The sequence below is a fragment of the Natranaerovirga pectinivora genome (genome assembly GCF_004342165.1).
GTDB classification, from domain to species: Bacteria; Bacillota; Clostridia; order Lachnospirales; family DSM-24629; genus Natranaerovirga; species Natranaerovirga pectinivora.
On the sequence record NZ_SMAL01000004.1, the window covers coordinates 1 to 15,704 of the forward strand.

Below are 15,704 nucleotides of genomic sequence, written 5' to 3' on the forward strand. Positions count from 1 at the left end.
TATTGTTGTTTTTTGGCATATCAATTCTCCTCAGGTTATTGTCGTAGTTTTATTATACACTTTTTTCTATACGACAACTATCCTAACACATAGGGATAACCTCTTCTTCAAATTCTGATTTCATAATTAATACACTCGTTATTTCATGTGGGCATCCTGTTTTAATATTATGAACTCGTCTATATAAATCAGTTGTTCTACCAATTTTTATAAATTTGTATTCTTTAAATCTACATACTATTAAATATAAATAAGATATTTTTTCATATTTCATTAGTTTTCTCCAATCTCTAGAACTACCTTAATATGAGTATGTCAGCTAACGTTCTGTTGTTCCCGACGTTCCTGAACTGGACCCACAGAGCTCTTCTCCGTAGGCGGTGCTTGCACCCAGTGAAGGAATGTGCGTTAGCGAACGGGAACAAGCTTGTTAGCAGACGTTACGAACGGAAAGTTCTTCAATATTCTTAAACACGTTATATGGTACTGTTTTCAACACATCCGTGTTGAATCCCTTTTTATTGATTTCAATTAATGAATTCTGTAATGATGTAAGTAATCTGCTCGTTCTACGTTGACTTACTTCAGTCATCAAATACTGAAGCATCATTTGTCCTTCTTCAGAAAATGAATCATGCAACAATGGGTTTATAATCAAATTTTCCGAGTACAACGGCAAGAACATATTAAGATAAACCTTTATTAATTCATCATTTCAGCTTGATAGTGAATCGAAATACTGTCCATAAGATGTTAACTCATCTTTAAATCCTGAGAACAATATGTATGAACAGGTTTCATCTGGAACTATTGTAATAAATAATCTTTTCAGCCTCTTCTTAATACCTATTAGTCCTTTAATACGTTTGCCATTTATGTCGAATGGTGGCGAGATAGACATGTAACCTGACACCCCAATCGGATAAGGTAATTTCATGGTGTATGTGAACAACTCACCAAAATTTCTATCCCTCAGACATTCACCAAAGCGTCTCCAATAGTACTCTGTTTCATCTGCTTTTAGTAGTGCGTTTCTATACTTATAAATAAAAATAGGATTCTTAAAATTCTCAGGGAAATCCTTACACATTAAGGCATGGAACCTTCTAACAGAAATATCTTTATAATGTTCAAAAGAAAATGTCTTATACGCAAAAAGGAATTTCTGTTCTTCCGTCATTTTTTCAAATGAATGCTGTTGTTTTTCTATCTTTTGAAACAACTCATCATCATGTTTACCACAAAAACACCTAAAAGCAGTGGCTTTTTTAATATTAACCTCTTCGAGCAAATAGAATGGTTCTTTTTCTCCTCTACCCATATCTAACATGGTTGGCTTCCCAGAAAAGTCTTGCATTAAGACACGATTCTTATGCGCAATCTTCTTCAGAATTCTATTCTTTTGAAGTGCATGAGCAAGAATAATGTCTTTTGGTTTAGCATTGCACCCTTCGTAAAGACATAATTTCAGTTGACTCTTTTTTGAGTATTTATTTACCATACTCAAATAATGCTCTACATTCTCACAGTTCTTATTCTTTCTATTTTTACAGCAATCTTTGTATTTCTTGCCACTTTTGCAGGGGCAAGGTTCGTTGCCAAATATATGAAATAGTTTAATCATAGAAAACCCCCAATTTACTAGTTCGGAATGTATGCTAACGTTCCCGCAGTTTCCGACGTTCCTTCCTTTTAACGCCTTAGCGGAATAAGTGGCGCAAGGCTTGCCTCGCAAGACTTGTGACATCGGAAGGAATGCAGGAAACTGGCGTGTTATATGATTTTGTCAATCTTGCTTATTCAAAACACTTTACTATTTTAAAGCATGTTCCATTTTTTCTATTTTTCGGGTTCCAATCAATAGAACCTTACCATCAATTGTTCTTATACGCATAATGGTGTTTCCTCCAAAATAATAAAATGTACCACTCGGTGTATTCTTTATCTTAAACCCAAATATACCTAATTGACTTGGACGTATAGTATCAATTTTTACTATCGAATTAAGCATTATTACTCTATTGGATTTATGAAATGGAAATAGCTTATACTCAATTCTATCATCGTAAACAGTGAGATTTAGCTTGAGAATAAAAAATATTATTAAAAAAACAAGGCACATAATAGTTCCTACAATAAAATCTTCATTTAAAAATATAGTTAATGTCAAGAAAACGACAAATAATATAAACAATATTATTATAAAATTGCTACATATTCGCTGAGTTTCTTCAAATTTGGGCATTTGCTACCTCCTTCACTAAATTTTAATTTATAAACTTGTTCATAAGTAAAGCTAATTAGATAATGTACATATAATACAAAAAGATTGACAATTTCATAGTCACGATAGAGCCATCGGTTACCCGATGCCCCTCGCACAGATCCTAGCGTGCGGATTTCCCGCACTGGGCTCCTCAGTTGTAAAATCTACTTCCATATTTCAGCAACTTATCTTTATTGTCGTTTGTTGATATCTTGATGCTATATAGGGTTTTAAGAGCTTATATCTTTTTATTACTTTCCCAAACGCTCCCCATATAAAACTTTTTCTTTGACTACGTCTATTTAACCACTTATATAGAGTTCCTATTACTATTCTATATACTTGGGTTATTTTTTTGCTATTTCCTATTGTTCCATAGTAATTATAGTAGCCACGTAGTTTTGTATTTAGTTCTTTAAACATTTTCATTAAACGACAATGTCTATTTTTCCTTATCCATTCTTTGAACTTTTGTATGGTCCTTTTGAATCCTTTTTTACTAGTCTTATGGGTGATTATATCTTTTCCTTTTCTTGACTTTTCCCATCTGAAAGTAAATATAATGCCAGCTTTGAGCCATTTTTCTATTAATGTTATTATTCTTTTGTCTCTAACTTTTTCTTCTAGCATTCTTTTTAACCATTGATGATTGACATTATCAAAGAATCCCTTGATATCAGCTTCTACTATATAGGTGTATTTTCCGAAGTTCAGTTCTTTTCCTAGATATTCTACTGCCTGTTTTGCGCCTCGGTTTTTTCGATATCCCATACTACTTTCTATAAACTCAGGTTCATATATGGCTTCTAGTATTTTCTTTGTTGCAATTTGTATAGTTTTATCTTTTACCGTTGGTATTCCTAATGGTCATTGTCCACCACCAGGCTTTTCTATATATGTTCTTTTTACTAAGCTTGTTCTATATCTATTGGTTTCCAACTCTTCTTCGATTTTTGTTACTTCTTCTATCAAATTTTCACCGAATTCTTTTGCACTCTGCCCATCTATTCCACTTGATGCTTGTTTATTTATATCTCTATAGGCTTCTATTAGGTTTTGACTGTTTAGTAATTGATATAAGTTCTCGAAATTATGCTTTTTATTCTTAGTTGCTTTCCTTTCGATTTCATACAGGGAGGTTTGCAATGTTTTACCCAGCCCTACTTGTCTAGTCATTGTTTCCTTTGTATGATTCATACTCCTGTTTCTCCCTTCCCCTTGTAGCCGGCTCTCCCGACCTCTGAGTACTATGAAGAAATCCGACTCCTCATTACTCTTCAGCCATCCTCTTTTTCGATTGGGTAGGCTTACCAATCTTTGTTGGAAGTATTGAGGTCTCCCAAGTTCCTGACATTTCTCTTCCTACATACCACGTTCTTTGACCCCGACAGACCATCCAAAGTCTTGCCTTTATCGACTTCTTTGTATTGACTTCCGTGACGTTAAACACGTCGTCATCTGCGCTTCCTCTAATTCTAGAGCAACATTAACGGGGCTCAATGTGCTTCAGGGATTATGGTCTCCCTTATGGTCTATAGGATTCTCTGTGTACGCTTTACCTTTACTGTCACCAGTAACGGCACAACACTCGATAAAGGTGGTTGGCTAGACCTTACCTTGCAAAGACTCTCACTTTGCCAGAAATGCCAAGCTTCGCTTGGCGCACTAATGTTCTGTTGTTCCCGACGTTCCTGAACTGGCCTCTCAGAGCCCTTCTCCCTGTCGGTGCTTGCACCCAGTGAAGGAATGTGCGTCAGCAAATGGGAATAATCTTGTTAGGCGATGGAATCAATGGAAACTACCACCAAAAATAGATTAAGATTGCTCATATAATATTCGTTTATAATTTTGCAAGCATATTTTCGAGTTCTTTAAAATTCACAACGGTCTTTCCTTCATATTGAACATTCCTACTATTAAATAATATAGTTTCCATACCAAGGGATTCTGCTGCCGCTAAATTATATCTTCTATCATCTATATAAGTACAATCTGACGCTAAACAACCGAGTTTTTCAAGCGTGTACTTAAATATTCGTTCATCAGGCTTTTTTATTTTTAGATCTCCACTTATTGTTATGGCATCAAAATAATCATTAACTTTATATTTATCTCGAAAATACCTGCTCCATTCACTTGAATCGTTTGATATTAAAGCCAACTTGTAATTTTTCTTTATATTTGTAGCAAATTCATAAAATGATTCATCAATATCCACTGTATCCAAATATTCTTTTTCAATTTTCTCCAAATCACCTTTAAATCCTAGTCTTTTTAAAACTTCTAAAGAAGATATTTCTCCTACATCTGCTTTATCCCAATGCTGATATATATCACGTGAACTTAAATTAGGAAATGTTCGATTCACATATGTATAAAAACCTTCTCCTGGGTCTTTTAAGATTACCCCATACATATCTAATATTACTGCCTTCACATTATCACTCTCCCATAAAGATAGAAACTAATTGATTCTGTTGCCTAACGTCTCCGTGTTTGCGACGTCCCTGAGCGGGACCACATTAACCTTCCCCCTTGGTGGAGCTGTGCTCCCGGTGAAGGGATGTGGTGCTCTGATCTTTCCCTCAACTCGTGCTGCCAGCACCCTTGCGCAAACATTTTTGTTCTCTGATGCCACACGACCCGTGACTCAGAGTACGACAGGACATCGTACCCTTAAACTTATAATTTTCAATACTTCGCATTATAAAAAGTTTGCGAATCATTATTCTTTTGACTTCATCATCAAACATTCCGTTATACCTTGTCTGTATAAGTTAGGTATATCACCAATTACTGAATATCCTATATCTTTGTACAATCTTTTTGCATCCGGATTAAAATCGGATACTACCAAAAATAGTTTTGAATATTTTTTATAATAAACATCCTCAATAAATTTTAAGAGCATTTTTCCTATTCCCTGACCACGATTTTCACTTTTGACAGCAATAATATGTACATAAGGATGCATATGGAAGATTCCATTTAATATAACCCATACAAATCCTTTACAGTTGTTATTATTGTCTATTGCGACATATATATCATTTTTGTTAAATCCTTCTTCTAATGCTTTTCGAGCTTTTCCCTTTTCTGAAAAATATCTTTTTCCCAGTTCTGAATTTACTAATGCCTCCTCACAATCATCTATATAATTTATACTTCCCTTTATGACTGTTATTTCCATATAAAATACACCCCTAATCTTAAGTTAATTTCGCAATATATTACTAATGCAAATCAATAGTCTTAAATGTACCTACTCATGCCCGCGGCAGGACGCCGCGATCTTGCGTGTGGTTTCAGAGAACGTTTTGTTATTCCCGACATTCCTGAACTGGACCCTAAGAACCCTTCTTCGTAGGCGGTGCCTGCACCCAGTGAAGGAATGTGCAACGCGAACGGGAATAATCTTGATATATGAAGTTTGCCGCCCCACGAAGCCATACTCACAATTAATTTTTGTATTAGGTTAGTATAAAATCTGGGGCTTTCAAATAATCAATTGAGTATATACTGTTTCTTGTAGTAATTAAACCTTTAATCAATCCTTCATTATATTTGGGATCTACATAAACTATAGCAAAAGCATCTCTTTTTTTTGATAAAGGATAAATTATATTATCAGTGCTAAACACTTTATCAATTAAATCTAATGTTAATACACAAACATCTTTACTTCTCCATCTACCTTGAACAATCTTAAATGCTTTATTAGAAATTAACTCTATAAACATCTCTTTTTCTAAGTTTAATTCAATACCAGTTATATAACCTTCATTATCCATATCATTACAGTATTCCATATTAATATCAAAACTTTCATATACAGCGCTTCTATAAGTCTTATGTATAAGCTTCAATCCCTTTAATCTTTCTATTAATTTATTGTTAAAGAGTACAGGTATTTCCATATTATCTTTTTCTATGTACTTATCTAAATTATTACAACTATTGTAATGTTGTTTTGAAGGCATAAGATAAATGTAACCCATGCCACCATCTGCATCACATGTAATTCTCATTATCATCACCTAAAATAATTTTTCTTCAAAGCCTAAACCACACAAAAGCGGCTAATTTCATAGTCACGGTAGAGCCATCGGTTACCCGACGCCCCTCGCACAGATCCCAGCGTGCGGATTTCCCGCACTGGGCTCCTCAGTTATAAAATCTACTTCCATATTTCAGCAACTTATCTTTATTGTCGTTTGTTGATATCTTGATGCTATATAGGGTTTTAAGAGCTTATATCTTTTTATTACTTTCCCAAACGCTCCCCATATAAAACTTTTTCTTTGACTACGTCTATTTAACCACTTATATAGAGTTCCTATTACTATTCTATATACTTAGGTTATTTTTTTGCTATTTCCTATTGTTCCATAGTAATTATAGTAGCCACGTAGTTTTGTATTTAGTTCTTTAAACATTTTCATTAAACGACAATGTCTATTTTTCCTTATCCATTCTTTGAACTTTTGTATGGTCCTTTTGAATCCTTTTTTACTAGTCTTATGGGTGATTATATCTTTTCCTTTTCTTGACTTTTCCCATCTGAAAGTAAATATAATGCCAGCTTTAAGCCATTTTTCTATTAATGTTATTATTCTTTTGTCTCTAACTTTTTCTTCTAGCATTCTTTTTAACCATTGATGATTGACATTATCAAAGAATCCTTTGATATCTGCTTCTACTATATAGGTGTATTTTCCGAAGTTCAGTTCTTTTCCTAGATATTCTACTGCCTGTTTTGCCCTCGGTTTTTTCGATATCCCATACTACTTTCTATAAACTCAGGTTCATATATGGCTTCTAGTATTTTCTTTGTTGCAATTTGTATGGTTTTATCTTTTACCGTTGGTATTCCTAATGGTCTTTGTCCTCCACCAGGCTTTTCTATATATGTTCTTTTTACTAAGCTTGTTCTATATCTATTGGTTTTCAACTCTTCTTCGATTTTTGTTACTTCTTCTTTTAAATTTTCACCGAATTATTTTGCACTCTGCCCATCTATTCCACTTGATGCTTGTTTATTTATATCTCTATAGGCTTTTATTAGGTTTTGACTGTTTAGTAATTGATATAAGTTCTCAAATTTATGCTTTTTATTCTTAGTTGCTTTCCTTTCGATTTCATACAGGGAGGTTCGCAATGTTTTACCCAGCCCTACTTGTCTAGTCATTGTTTCCTTTGTATGATTCATACTCCTGTTTCTCCCTTCCCCTTGTAGCCGGCTCTCCCGACCTCTGAGTACTATGAAGAAATCCGACTCCTCATTACTCTTCAGCCATCCTCTTTTTCGATTGGGTAGGCTTACCAATCTTTGTTGGAAGTATTGAGGTCTCCCAAGTTCCTGACATTTCTCTTCCTACATACCACGTTCTTTGACCCCGACAGACCTTCCAAAGTCTTGCCTTTATCGACTTGTTTGTATTGACTTCCGTGACGTTAAACACGTCGTCATCTGCGCTTCCTCTATTTCTAGAGCAACATTAACGGGGCTCAATGTGCTTCAGGGATTATGGTCTCCCTTATGGTCTATAGGATTCTCTGTGTACGCTTTACCTTTACTGCCACCAGTAACGGCACAACACTCGATAAAGGTGGTTGGCTAGACCTTACCTTGCAAAGACTCTCACTTTGCCAGAAATGCCAAGCTTAGCTTGGCGCACTAACGTTCTGTTGTTCCCGACGTTCCTGAACTGGACCCACAGAGCCCTTCTCCGTAGGCGGTGCTTGCACCCAGTGAAGGAATGTGCGTTAGCGTACGGGTACAAGCTTGTTAGGTGTCGTATCATAAATAATAATTCACCTTACTTTGCAGTTGGATACAAAGGCAAATCAAATCCAGCAAACAAGAATTATCGAAGCTGAATACCCCTTTTTTTTAATATTCACCCATGTCCTTAAGCTTGTTCAATGATGCTATCCAATCATGTGATTTCCCCTCAAAATTTTCAGGATTAATTGGATAGTGTACATTATATAGGTAACCTTTTTCCCCATATCTTCCTTGAATATTTTCATCTAAATGCACTTCATCTGCGCAAATATTAATAACTTCTAAACATATTAAAACGTGGGTATCTCCATCTTTTATTTCCCGTTCCCACAGATAACGGCATTCCAGATTAAGAAAACATTCTTTGATACGTGGTGCATCTACACTTGTTGCTGCTTCAGCAGTAAGCCCCGATAACGTTATTTCATCATTATCAAACCCATTGTTAGCAATTGTTGCTGTGCATTTATCGTATATATCAGCAGAGGGAAAATTCAACACTGCCTCCCCTTTTTCCTTAAGCGTTTGATACATGTGTCCTGATTTATTTACACTAGAAAGAATCGCATAGAAACCACTAGGGTTACCCTTAAAACATGCCCACGACTGTAGGCAAGCATTTGGCATCCCATTAGATTTGTATGAAGTCACAACAAATAATGGTGATGGAATTGCTGTTACAAAATCCATCCACGAAAAGCCATAAGTTCTCATCTTGCCCATTGATATTGGAATATTAGAATATTCTATTTTCATTTCCGTATCACCTTCCTCAAATTTATTAATCTTCGCAATATATCTGAAAATCTTTGCTTCGCTGTGTCCACCTATAACGATTTAAATAAAGGCTACGAAGCCCTTCTCATATTGATATTACACCTAACTATTGTATCTCTGAATTTTACGTCTGACTATTCATCATTTTGGAGGTATCTGCGACGTTTATTTCGCAAATACCACTTATGTATTAACTCAATTTATGCCTCTTGCTTCCCAATAAACACAAACCTTGATTAACCAAGAACTTCAGCCCTTGCAATCAAGCGTTTAACTTCATTTTCATATTGAGTTATTTATTTGATAATTATACTACATTTCAAAACTTTTGGGTGTATTTATTTGTATAATTCTGTTTTTTCTTCCAAATCATTTATAGAACACTTATATATAACGAATTCAATTTATTTAATCCCACAAAAAAAGAAACTGACTTATTTCAGCTTCTTTTCTAACTTTTTACAAGTCTTGGATATTCATTTTGGCAATCTCATTGCTTTTCTTTACTTTTTCTCTACAAGCAAAATATATAGCCATTAAAATAAATGTTTCACTTTCATAACTCTCATTGCATTTAATACTGCTAGTATAGCTACACCAACATCAGCAAATACTGCCTCCCATAGGTGAGCAACGCCTAAAGCACCAAGAACTAAAAATATTATCTTTATTCCCATAGCCAGTATTATGTTTTGCCATACGATCTTTCTTGTTCTTTTAGCAATTTTTATTGCTGTACTAATCTTTGATGGTTCATCAGTCATTATGACAATGTCAGCAGCTTCAATGGCCGCATCTGATCCTAGACCACCCATAGCCATACCAATATCTGCTCTAGCTAATACTGGGGCATCGTTTATACCATCTCCCACAAAAACGATCTTACCCTTAGGTGATTTTTGGCTGTCAAGTTCCTCAAGTATTTCCACCTTTTCTGTTGGGAGTAATTCTGCATAAACCTCATCTATCCCTAATTGATTCCCCACTTTTTCACCAACGGATTTGGCATCTCCAGTGAGCATTACTATTTTCTTCACACCAAGTGCTTTTAATGCTTTAATCGCATTGGCTGAGTCCTCTTTGACTTCATCAGAAATCACAATATAGCCAATGTAATCACTATTTACTGATACATATAATATAGTCCCTATTGATTCAATTTTGCTATAGTTGATATTTTCTTTATCCATTAACTTATGATTTCCAACAAGTATCTCTTTGTCTTCAACGCTTATCTTAATGCCATGCCCAGGTATTTCATCGTATTTTTCAATCTTATCTTTATCTATTTCTTTTTCATAGGCTTTTAGAATGGAGATAGCAATGGGGTGATTGGAGTAACTTTCAGCATATGCTGCGTATTCAAGCAACCCTTCTTTTGTCACATCATTTTTCGGGTGTATCTCCGTCACATTAAAGACACCTTTTGTTAATGTTCCCGTTTTATCAAAGATGACTGTTTCCACACTATTCAGTGCTTCTAGATAATTACTTCCCTTAACTAGCACACCACTTTTTGAAGCCCCTCCAATACCACCAAAGAAACTTAATGGAATTGATACAACCAATGCACAAGGACAAGAAATTACTAGGAATACCAGTGCTCTATATACCCACTCGGAGAAACCAGCCCCTGGAATGATAAGAGGTGGCACAATGGCAAGGAGGGCCGCCACACTAACAACAATAGGGGTATAATATCTAGCAAACTTTGTTATGAAATTTTCCGTTGGGGCTTTTCTGCTACTTGCATTTTGAACAAGATCCAATATCTTAGATACAGTGGACTCGTCAAATTCTTTTGTAACTTCTATTGTAAGAACGCCATTTTTATTAATACAACCACTTAATACATCATTGCCTGCTTCAACTTCTCTTGGTACAGATTCACCTGTTAGAGCCGATGTATCAACCATTGAATACCCTTCAATAACTTTACCATCTAATGGCACTTTTTCTCCTGGCTTTACAACGATGATATCTCCAATGCCTACTTCTTCTGGAGAAACTTTTATGAGTCCTTCATTGCTTTTTAAGTTTGCAAAGTCAGGTCTGATATCCATTAGTTCACTTATTGAACGTCTTGATCTATTCACTGCTAATTCTTGGAAAAACTCTCCTACTTTATAAAATAGCATTACCGCTACCCCTTCAGGATATTCCCCTATCAAAAAGGCCCCTATAGTAGCAATACTCATAAGAAAGTTTTCATCAAAAACTTGACCTCGGAGTATATTTTTCGTGGCTCTTAGAACAATCTCTCCACCTACGATGACATAACTTACTAAAAATACAGATAGCCTTATCCAATCTGATATATTTAAAAGCAATCCTAAGGCAAATAGTGCCCCACCTACACCGAGTCTAATAAACTCCTGCTTATTATGTTTAGATTCTTTATTATTTTTATCATTTGCCTTTTCTTTAATGACTTCTTCTGCACTCACTAATTTTACATGTGATTCAATTTTCTTTATAATGATTGAAGCTTCTTTTATAATTCTATTAAAGTCATTCTCGCTATTTGCCTCAATGACTAACTTTGTAGAAAGAAAATCAACATTGGCATTATTTACGCCTGATAAGTTCTTAATTTGACTCTCCATTTTAGCTGCACAGTTTGCACATCCTAATCCCTCTAATAAAAACTCTTTTCTAAGTCCATTACTCATAGTCAATCCCCCTTTATGTCAAACTATTTACCCGTGTGGTTTTGTTCACTTATATGATCTAGTCCTTGGTCAAAAATTTGTTTTACATGGTCATCATCTAGAGAATAATAGACCACCTTGCCCTCTTTACGGTATTTAACAAGTCTTGCTTGTTTTAAAACACGTAATTGATGAGAGATGGCGGACTGAGTCATATTAAGTAATACTGCAATATCGCAAACACACATCTCCGAGGAAAATAAAGCATAAATGATTTTTATTCTTGTTGTATCTCCAAAAACTTTAAAGACGTCTGCCAAATCATATAAACTTTCCTCTGGAGGCATACTCTCTCTTACTGATGTTATAATATCTTCATGTATAACTGTACAATCACATCTTTCAAAATCTATCTTATTGTCTTTCACTTTTTATCCCACCTTTTCAAACAAATATATGAACAACTATTCATATGTTATAGTGTTATAATATTCCTTTTTATATTTATTGTCAATAGTTATATGAATGATTGTTCATATATTATTATATGCATTGCACTATTAAATGTTAATACAACCTTTTTACAAATTGCTAATTTATTTTTTATAATAAGAATTTAGGGCTTTATAGCATTAAAAAAAGAAACTGATTTTCACCAGTTCCCCATCAAAAAGCATCTTCTATTAATATCTAAAAATCTGAAGCCGTATAATTCACCTTACCTCTTACCATAACCATTTTAATATTAATATCTTCATCAAATACCACTAAATCTGCATCTTTGCTTTCACAAATGGACCCTTTTTTACGATCAATCTTAAGAAGTTTTGCTGGTGTTAATGACATCATCTTAACCACTTCATATAAAGGTGCTTCCGTTAACTCATGGAAGGTTCTTATTAATCTATCAGCAGTTGCCACACTTCCGGCAAAAGCACTGCGATCCATTAATTTGGCCACATTATCTTCCACAAAAATCTTTGTTCCATTTTCTTTACTGCCTAAATAGTATTCACCTTCTGGCATTCCAGCAGCTCTCATAGAGTCTGTAACCAAACAAATTCTATCGGGTCCTTTTACTTTATAAATCAATTGAAGCAATTCTTTTGGCAAGTGTTTCCCATCAGCTATCACTTCAACAAATAAATCATCTAACAAGTATCCTGCTTCAACTGCTCCTGCTACCCGATAAGCATCAATCCTTCTCACAGAGGACATTGCCGAATAAAAATGGGTCATAGCAGACAAACCATTTTCATAAGCTCTAAAGACTTCTTCACAAGTAGCATCTGAATGCGCCAATGAACTTATGATGCCATGTTCCCTTAGAACATTTAAGAATTCCATAGAGCCTTCTAGTTCAACTGCAAAGGACCAACGTATTATTTTGTCTGTCAGTTTTAATACATCCATATATTCTTTTGGATCTGGATTTCTTAAGTATCTATGATCTTGTGCCCCTTTTTGGCTATAGGCAAAATAAGGTCCTTCTATATGTAATCCTAATATATTTGGCAACCCTTCTTTCTGTAAATAAACAGAATTAAATAGTTCCACAAAATTAAAAAGGGATTCTTTTGTACCTGCAAGAGAAGTTGGGACAATAGAGGTTGTGCCATGGATCATATGGGTCTTACAGGCTTGATGAATGCTTTCAATATTCCCATCCATAAAATCTGCATTACCTGCACCATGGGTATGAATGTCAATAAACCCTGGTGATAGGTATTGCCCTTTTACATCAATGATTTCATCTGCCCCATCAATAATGGTTCCATTTAATACAACTTTTTTAATTTTTTTATTACAGACTAATACTTCGCCTTGGGTAATCCCTGTAGGTGTAATAAGTCTAGCATTCTTAAATACTATTTTATTCATAATGTAACAACCCCCTTATTATATGTCTATGAATTAATTAATACAGGCATTCTAAACATCGTATTTTTTTCTTATAATTTCTAACACTATCTCAGTATCAACAGGTTTGCTAAAATAGTACCCTTGTATATAATCACAGTTCAATTTTTGTAATAATTTTACTTGCTCTAAAGTCTCTACCCCTTCTGCTACCACCTCTAAATCATAAGCTTTTGCTAATAATATTAATTGCTTCATAATTTTTTGACTTGATACATTTAAATATTGTTGAATAAACGATCTATCCAATTTCATTTTTGCTACTGGAAATTTACTTAAATAATTTAAAGAAGAATACCCAGTACCAAAATCATCTAAACTAATTTTTATGCCTAACGCTTTTAAGCTATTTAAAAACTTAGTAGCCCCTTCGCTATCAATTAATATGTTTTCTGTAATTTCTACTTCTATATATTTTGTTTCAATAGTGTATTCTTTTAGTAGTTCTTCTATATAGTTTATTAATCCTTCATCATTTAATTGCTTAACAGAAAAATTAATGGCAATAGGCGTTATTTCTAATCCCTGGTCTTTCCATTGAGATAACTGATGAAAGACTTCTTTTATGACCATTCTTCCAATAGGAATAATTAATCCTTTTTCCTCTGCTATAGGTATAAATTCATCTGGAAAAATATTATGATTTTTAAATCTTAATAAGGCTTCAAATCCCACCGTTTCACCTGTAAAAACATCTACTTGCGGCTGATATAATATTTTAAATTCATTATTCGTGATAGAACTTCTTAAAATACTGTGTATATAATTCTTTCTTTCAGCAGATTCCAATAAAGACTCTGTAAAATATGCCCATTGGTTTTTACCGTTGGTTTTTGCTTCATACATAGCCAAGTCAGCTTTACTAATAAGGCCATCTAATTCTTTGTCATGTTCTGGATACAGACTTATTCCCATGCTTGCTTCAACAATAACTTCTTCACCTTGTACATAAAAGGGTCTTTTGAATAAATTTTCTAATTCTAATATGGTTTCTTTAATACGCTCTTCACTTTGGTGATAAATAAACACTAAGAACTCATCTCCGCCAAACCTTGAAATATATACCCCTTCCCCTTTTAATCCAATTAAACGCTGAGCTATTGCCACTAATAACCTGTCACCGTTCAAATGCCCCTTGGTATCATTGTACTCTTTAAAACTATCAAGATCTAATAAGGCAATTGCTCCTATTTTATTGTTTAGTATTACCTCATGGAATTTTCTTGCGAAACTAATTCTGTTAGGTATTTTTGTTAAGTAATCTTTATATGCAAGGTCTTTTATTTCTTCATTTAAATTAAAATTCTTATGTAGTGATTCATTTAACTTGTCAAAGAGTTCATTTATGGTATTGTATAAGCCTTCAAAATTTTTATTTTTAGATATCTCTAATGGCTTAAAATAATAGTCATCTGTATTTATGTTTCTAATATGTTTGTTCAAAGTTAGTATTGGTTGAATTACATTTATTCTCTGTGTGATAAAGAAAATAATAGAAATAACTACTGCCATTATGAATGAACCAAATGTTAATATAGCAACATTTTTTTTTGTTTCATCCATAGAAATACCAACACCAACAATACCAATTATATCCTCACCATATCTTAATGGTACCGCTGCTTCTAACACATAATCATCAATAATTGGATAATACCATGTTGATACACTTCCTACTCCATTTAGTGCCTTTTCATATTCCAAGTCTCCAGAATAATCTATTCCAATGTCTTCCACATCTGAGTCTGCAATACATATTAAGTTCTCATCTACAATAAGCGCATATAGGATCGTATCATTTTCCTCTTTAGTTCTTTCAACAATATTTTGTAAGTTATGAATATCTCTTTGTAAATTAATGCCAAGTGATTCGTCTTTATTTATCCCTTGATGATTTAATTCTAGCTCTATTTTACTGGATAAAAGCTTTGTAAATTCTATAACATTTTCTTCTTTCTGATTAAATAATATCCTCTGACTCAAATTATGAGTAAAAATTGCAATGGTAAAAATAGCCATCAATGTAAATACAATGGGTAAATAAATCAATTTGAAATTATTGGTTATCACTTTTTGTGTATCTTTCACTCATAACACCTCTTTTGTAGTAACTTAACTTGTTCGTCTTCCTTCCCAAGAAATACAAGCTTTATTGAAAACAAAAATTTAAGCCCTTGTAAAAAAGCATTAAAAAATTTTTTTCAAATTAAATACATATAGTTATATATTATAAAGGAATTTTTATAAAATGTCTTGGATAATTTATTTTCATCTATATCTTTTCAATATACTTTTACAGTGG

Annotated in this window: 17 protein-coding genes; all 17 read right to left on the reverse strand. The window is 33.8% G+C overall.

Annotation, left to right across the window (positions count from 1 at the left end; translation table 11 throughout):
• Positions 1-82: 82 nt before the first annotated feature.
• The 17 genes from EDC18_RS06995 to EDC18_RS07065 all read right to left on the reverse strand — a co-directional run bounded on the left by EDC18_RS06995 (position 83) and on the right by EDC18_RS07065 (position 15,490).
• Positions 83-274, reverse strand: coding sequence for a GIY-YIG nuclease family protein (locus tag EDC18_RS06995; RefSeq protein ID WP_132251672.1), 192 nt, complete (start codon positions 272-274; stop codon positions 83-85).
• 156 nt (positions 275-430) lie between these two features.
• Positions 431-685, reverse strand: a complete 255-nt coding sequence (locus EDC18_RS07000) for a hypothetical protein (RefSeq protein WP_132251674.1) — start codon at positions 683-685, stop codon at positions 431-433.
• A gap of 30 nt (positions 686-715) precedes the next feature.
• The gene (locus EDC18_RS07005) at positions 716-1,624 is read right to left on the reverse strand and encodes a YecA family protein (RefSeq protein ID WP_165878509.1); all 909 of its coding nucleotides are present in this window, start codon (positions 1,622-1,624) and stop codon (positions 716-718) included.
• Between the two features lie 189 nt (positions 1,625-1,813).
• Positions 1,814-2,245, reverse strand: a complete 432-nt coding sequence (locus EDC18_RS07010) for a hypothetical protein (protein ID WP_132251677.1) — start codon at positions 2,243-2,245, stop codon at positions 1,814-1,816.
• 198 nt (positions 2,246-2,443) lie between these two features.
• Positions 2,444-3,124, reverse strand: a complete 681-nt coding sequence (locus EDC18_RS14760; RefSeq protein ID WP_279230916.1) for a reverse transcriptase domain-containing protein — start codon at positions 3,122-3,124, stop codon at positions 2,444-2,446.
• Positions 3,125-3,133: 9 nt separating this feature from the next.
• Positions 3,134-3,463, reverse strand: a complete 330-nt coding sequence (locus EDC18_RS14765; protein WP_243115082.1) for a hypothetical protein — start codon at positions 3,461-3,463, stop codon at positions 3,134-3,136.
• Between the two features lie 643 nt (positions 3,464-4,106).
• Positions 4,107-4,703, reverse strand: a complete 597-nt coding sequence (locus EDC18_RS07025; RefSeq protein WP_132251681.1) for an HAD family hydrolase — start codon at positions 4,701-4,703, stop codon at positions 4,107-4,109.
• A 288-nt stretch (positions 4,704-4,991) separates the two neighbouring features.
• Positions 4,992-5,456 carry a GNAT family N-acetyltransferase gene (locus tag EDC18_RS07030; RefSeq protein ID WP_132251682.1) on the reverse strand — a complete coding sequence of 155 codons (465 nt, stop codon included), beginning with the start codon at positions 5,454-5,456 and terminating at the stop codon, positions 4,992-4,994.
• 280 nt (positions 5,457-5,736) lie between these two features.
• A complete protein-coding gene (locus EDC18_RS07035) occupies positions 5,737-6,294 on the reverse strand; it encodes a hypothetical protein (RefSeq protein ID WP_132251684.1) in 558 nt (185 codons plus the stop codon).
• A 327-nt stretch (positions 6,295-6,621) separates the two neighbouring features.
• On the reverse strand, positions 6,622-6,909 hold the full coding sequence (locus tag EDC18_RS14860) for a group II intron maturase-specific domain-containing protein (protein WP_341472719.1): 288 nt from the start codon (positions 6,907-6,909) through the stop codon (positions 6,622-6,624).
• Positions 6,910-7,010: 101 nt separating this feature from the next.
• Positions 7,011-7,217: a reverse transcriptase domain-containing protein gene (locus EDC18_RS14865; RefSeq protein WP_279230913.1), complete on the reverse strand. Its 207-nt coding sequence runs from the start codon at positions 7,215-7,217 to the stop codon at positions 7,011-7,013.
• Positions 7,218-7,262: 45 nt separating this feature from the next.
• Positions 7,263-7,475: a hypothetical protein gene (locus EDC18_RS14780; protein ID WP_243115083.1), complete on the reverse strand. Its 213-nt coding sequence runs from the start codon at positions 7,473-7,475 to the stop codon at positions 7,263-7,265.
• A 684-nt stretch (positions 7,476-8,159) separates the two neighbouring features.
• Positions 8,160-8,810: a flavin reductase family protein gene (locus tag EDC18_RS07045; protein ID WP_243115084.1), complete on the reverse strand. Its 651-nt coding sequence runs from the start codon at positions 8,808-8,810 to the stop codon at positions 8,160-8,162.
• Between the two features lie 557 nt (positions 8,811-9,367).
• Positions 9,368-11,503: a heavy metal translocating P-type ATPase gene (locus tag EDC18_RS07050; RefSeq protein ID WP_132251686.1), complete on the reverse strand. Its 2,136-nt coding sequence runs from the start codon at positions 11,501-11,503 to the stop codon at positions 9,368-9,370.
• A gap of 23 nt (positions 11,504-11,526) precedes the next feature.
• On the reverse strand, positions 11,527-11,910 hold the full coding sequence (locus EDC18_RS07055) for an ArsR/SmtB family transcription factor (protein WP_279230914.1): 384 nt from the start codon (positions 11,908-11,910) through the stop codon (positions 11,527-11,529).
• Between the two features lie 262 nt (positions 11,911-12,172).
• A complete protein-coding gene (nagA, locus tag EDC18_RS07060) occupies positions 12,173-13,363 on the reverse strand; it encodes an N-acetylglucosamine-6-phosphate deacetylase (RefSeq protein WP_132251687.1) in 1,191 nt (396 codons plus the stop codon).
• Positions 13,364-13,414: 51 nt separating this feature from the next.
• Positions 13,415-15,490 (reverse strand): EAL domain-containing protein, encoded by a 2,076-nt coding sequence (locus tag EDC18_RS07065; RefSeq protein WP_132251689.1) that lies wholly within the window; start codon positions 15,488-15,490, stop codon positions 13,415-13,417.
• Positions 15,491-15,704: the final 214 nt, after the last annotated feature.

Coding starts and splice junctions, on each gene's coding strand:
- EDC18_RS06995 (WP_132251672.1), bottom strand. CDS start 274: ATGAAATATGAAAAAATATCTTATTTATATTTAATAGTATGTAGATTT.
- EDC18_RS07000 (WP_132251674.1), bottom strand. CDS start 685: ATGTTCTTGCCGTTGTACTCGGAAAATTTGATTATAAACCCATTGTTG.
- EDC18_RS07005 (WP_165878509.1), bottom strand. CDS start 1,624: ATGATTAAACTATTTCATATATTTGGCAACGAACCTTGCCCCTGCAAA.
- EDC18_RS07010 (WP_132251677.1), bottom strand. CDS start 2,245: ATGCCCAAATTTGAAGAAACTCAGCGAATATGTAGCAATTTTATAATA.
- EDC18_RS14765 (WP_243115082.1), bottom strand. CDS start 3,463: ATGAATCATACAAAGGAAACAATGACTAGACAAGTAGGGCTGGGTAAA.
- EDC18_RS07030 (WP_132251682.1), bottom strand. CDS start 5,456: ATGGAAATAACAGTCATAAAGGGAAGTATAAATTATATAGATGATTGT.
- EDC18_RS07035 (WP_132251684.1), bottom strand. CDS start 6,294: ATGAGAATTACATGTGATGCAGATGGTGGCATGGGTTACATTTATCTT.
- EDC18_RS14860 (WP_341472719.1), bottom strand. CDS start 6,909: ATGCTAGAAGAAAAAGTTAGAGACAAAAGAATAATAACATTAATAGAA.
- EDC18_RS14780 (WP_243115083.1), bottom strand. CDS start 7,475: ATGAATCATACAAAGGAAACAATGACTAGACAAGTAGGGCTGGGTAAA.
- EDC18_RS07045 (WP_243115084.1), bottom strand. CDS start 8,810: ATGAAAATAGAATATTCTAATATTCCAATATCAATGGGCAAGATGAGA.
- EDC18_RS07050 (WP_132251686.1), bottom strand. CDS start 11,503: ATGAGTAATGGACTTAGAAAAGAGTTTTTATTAGAGGGATTAGGATGT.
- nagA (WP_132251687.1), bottom strand. CDS start 13,363: ATGAATAAAATAGTATTTAAGAATGCTAGACTTATTACACCTACAGGG.